4 protein-coding genes are annotated in these 3518 nt (G+C 72.3%); 3 read left to right on the top strand and 1 reads right to left on the bottom strand.

Going from position 1 to position 3518, the window contains the following annotated elements:
* Both B8460_RS18255 and B8460_RS18250 read left to right on the top strand, forming a co-directional pair.
* A partial coding sequence (locus tag B8460_RS18255; protein WP_048863048.1) for an FAD-binding domain-containing protein occupies positions 1-603 on the top strand: 603 nt, incomplete at its 5' end.
* Positions 600-1289 carry a metallophosphoesterase gene (locus B8460_RS18250; protein ID WP_048863047.1) on the top strand — a complete coding sequence of 230 codons (690 nt, stop codon included), beginning with the start codon at positions 600-602 and terminating at the stop codon, positions 1287-1289. The genes B8460_RS18255 and B8460_RS18250, both read left to right, overlap by 4 nt.
* A gap of 42 nt (positions 1290-1331) precedes the next feature.
* On the opposite strand, the gene B8460_RS18245 is transcribed toward B8460_RS18250, so the two are convergent.
* Positions 1332-2894 (bottom strand): cryptochrome/photolyase family protein, encoded by a 1563-nt coding sequence (locus B8460_RS18245; RefSeq protein ID WP_048863046.1) that lies wholly within the window; start codon positions 2892-2894, stop codon positions 1332-1334.
* Positions 2895-3111: 217 nt separating this feature from the next.
* Here B8460_RS18245 and B8460_RS18240 point away from each other — a divergent pair.
* A partial coding sequence (locus B8460_RS18240) for a SixA phosphatase family protein (protein WP_048863045.1) occupies positions 3112-3518 on the top strand: 407 nt, incomplete at its 3' end.

Here is a 3518-nt window from a genome sequence, read left to right as displayed (position 1 = left end):
GCCTATCTGCTGTGGCACCATCCGCACCTGCCGGACCGGCCGCTGCGCGCGGAGTTCGCGCGCATGCCGTGGCGGGACGACGCGGCGGGGCTGCGCGCCTGGACGCGCGGACAGACGGGCGTGCCGATCGTCGATGCGGGGATGCGCCAGCTCTGGCAGACCGGCTGGATGCACAACCGCGTGCGGATGATCGTCGGCTCGTTCCTGATCAAGCACCTGCTGATCCGCTGGCAGGACGGCGAGGCGTGGTTCTGGGACACGCTGGTCGATGCCGACCTCGCCTCCAACGCCGCGAGCTGGCAGTGGGTCGCGGGCTGCGGCGCCGATGCCGCGCCGTTCTTCCGCGTGTTCAACCCGGTGCTGCAGGGCACGAAGTTCGACCCGGACGGGGACTATGTCCGCCGCTGGGTGCCGGAGCTGACGCGCCTCGACGCCCGCCACGTCCATGCGCCGTGGGAGGCGCCGGAGGCGGCGCTGGCGGCGGCGGGCGTGCGGCTCGGCGCCGACTATCCGCGCCCGGTCGTCGATCTCGCGGCGGGGCGGACGCGCGCGCTGGAGGCGTATCGCGGCATCAGCGGCGGGGGCCAGCGATCGGCGGCATGACGATCCCGCCCGGGCGTGCGTTGCGGGTGGTCGGCGATGTCCACGGCGACCTGCGCGGCTTCACCTATGCCTGCGAGACCGACCGGTTCGTGGTGCAGCTCGGTGACCTGTCCGATTACGGGCCGGACAGCGCGGGCGTGCTGCGCCTGATATTCCGGCTGATCGACGAGGGGCGCGGCCTGTTCCTGCTGGGCAACCACGACTACAAGCTGCGCCGCGTGCTGCGCGGCGAAGGGGTGCGCGTCACGCCCGCGCTGGCGGCGACGCGCGACGCGCTCGATGCCTCGCTGCGGGTGCGCGCGATCGAGGAAATCGGCCGCGCCCCGGCCTGGGCAAGGCGCGACCAGGCGCTGTTCGTGCATGGCGGGTTTCACACCGACATGCTGCTCGGCGACCCGCCGCCGCTTGACGCGCTGCATGCCCACGGCGCGCTGGCGCGGGCGCTGTACGGCAAGCCCACGGGCCGGATACAGGGTGACGGGTTTCCCGAACGCAGCCTTGCCTGGATCGACCGCATCCCGGCGGGCCTGACGGTCTATTGCGGCCATGACCGCCGCAGCACCGACGGCCGCCCCTGGCGCCGCACCAACGCCGCCGGCGGGCGGGCCGTCTTCCTCGACACCGGCGCGGGCAAGGGCGGGCATCTGTCGTGGATCGACCTCGACGCCCAGACGCGGGAGGGATAGGCGCGCGCGGGATAGGCGCGGTCGCGGCGGCGGCCAGCGGCGTCACACCGCGTCCCCGGCGTCCATCGCGGCGAGGAAATCCGCCGCGCGTTCGCGCAGCGCGCGCTGCTTCGCCGCCGCCATGCGGCGCCATGTGCGCACCGGCATCGCCATGCGCGGGTTGCCGGCGAAGCGGTCGGCGTGCCGCGCGATGAAGTCCCAGTAGAGCGCGTTGAACGGACACGCCGCCGGGCCCGTCGATTGCCGCACGTCATAGGCGCAGCCGGCGCAGTAGTCGCTCATGCGGTTGATATAGGCGCCGGACGCGGCATAGGGCTTCGAGCCGACGACGGCGTGATCGGCGTGCAGCGCCATGCCGCGCGTGTTCGGCATCTCCACCCATTCATAGGCGTCGGCGAAGACGATCATGTACCACTCGTCCACCTGATCGGGATCGAGCCCGGCGAGCAGCGCGAAGTTGCCGGTGACCATCAGCCGCTGGATGTGATGCGCATAGGCGTGCGCGCGCGTCTGATCGACGACGGCGCGCAGGCAGGCCATGCGCGTCTCCCCCGTCCAGTAGAAATCCGGCAGACGCCGCGTGGCATCGAGGCCGTTGCGCGTCGCGTAGTCCGGCATGTGCAGCCAGTAGATGCCGCGCACGTATTCGCGCCAGCCGATGATCTGGCGGATGAAGCCCTCCACCGCGTTGAGCGGCGCGTCGCCGGCGCGGTAGGCCGCCTCCGCCCGCCTGCACGCCTCCAGCGGATCGAGCAGGCCGCAGTTGAGCGAGGTGGAGATCAGGCTGTGGAACAGCGTCGCCTCGCCCGTGGCCATCGCGTCCTGCCAGTCGCCGAAGGACGGCAGGCGGCGGGTGATGAAATCGTCCAGCATGCGGCCGGCGTCGCGCGCCGTCACCGGCCACGCGAAGCCGTCGAGATCGCCGAAATGGTCGCCGAAGCGCGCTGCGACGAGGGCCAGCACGTCCCGCGTGATCGCATCCGGCGCGAAAGCCGGCGGCGCCGGCACGTCGATGCCGGGCGGCAGGCGCTTGCGGTTCTCCGCGTCGTAGTTCCACCGCCCGCCCTCCGGCGTGTCGCCGTTCATCAGCAGGCCGGTGCGGCGGCGCATGTCGCGGTAGAAGAACTCCATGCGCAAGCTCCGCTTGCCGCGCGCCCAGGCGCGGAACTCACGCAGGCGGCAGACGAAGCGGGTGTCGTCGCGTATCTCCACCGGCACGCCGGCGGCGTCCTGCCAGCCGCGCATGTCCTCGAGCACCCGCCACTCGCCGGGCTCGGTCGCGACGATCGCGGCGGGGCGCAGCCGGTTCGCGGCGCGCACGACCTCGCCGCGCAGCGTGTGGGTGTTGTCCGCGTCGTCGAGCCGGACATAGGCGACGCGCACGCCGCGGGCCTCCAGCGCGCGGGCGAAATGCCGCATCGCCGACAGCACGAGGGCGATCTTCTTCGGATGGTGACGCACATAGGTGCATTCGGCCTGCACCTCCGCCATCAGCACCGTGTCCGCCGCCGGATCGAGATCGTCGAGGGCGGACAGGCCCGCGGTGCACTGATCGCCGAGCACGACGCGCAGTGCGCCGCCCGCGCGTGGCCGGCGCGCGCTCACCGCCGGCCCGTCGCGCAGGACAGGTTCTGGCGGGACACGTTCGGGATGGGCGCGTCGCCCCGGTCGAGGCAGGCGCGGCGGCAGGCCGGCACGGTCATGGCTACCCCGCTCACGGGTCGATTGCGATCGGTCGATTGGTGTAGGATGTGGTCGAACGGGTGGTGGGCAAGTCCGGCGGGCGGGTCCGGCAGCCGCCCCTGGCCGGCGAGGACCACCGATGCGTCAGCTCATGCTGCTGCGGCATGCCAAATCGTCCTGGGACGATCCGAAGCTGTCCGATCATGCCCGCTCGCTGAACACGCGTGGCCGGCAGGCAGCCGCCGGCATGGGCCGGATGATGCGCGACCTCGGGCTTGTGCCCGACCTGATCCTCGTCTCCTCCGCCCGCCGCACGCTCCAGACGCTGGAGGCGCTGGAGCCGTGGGACGAGACGCCGCTGATCGAGCCGATGGACGCGCTGTACCTGGCCACCGCGCCGCAGCTGTGCGCCGTGCTCAATACCGTGTCGGAGACGGTGCGGAGCGTGCTGCTGATCGGTCACAATCCCGGGCTGCACGACCTCGCGCTCATGCTCACCGCCGGTGCCCCGGCGGACACGCCGCACATGCGCCGGCTGACCGAGGG

Origin of the sequence: Acidisphaera rubrifaciens HS-AP3, assembly GCF_000964365.1 — a bacterium.
Classification (GTDB): domain Bacteria; phylum Pseudomonadota; class Alphaproteobacteria; order Acetobacterales; family Acetobacteraceae; genus Acidisphaera; species Acidisphaera rubrifaciens.
Note: the sequence above shows the minus strand (reverse complement) of the source record. Positions and strands in the feature narration are given on the sequence as shown.

Bases quoted from the DNA above. Each gene is read 5' to 3' on its own strand.
- B8460_RS18250 (WP_048863047.1), top strand. From the start codon at position 600: ATGACGATCCCGCCCGGGCGTGCGTTGCGGGTGGTCGGCGATGTCCAC.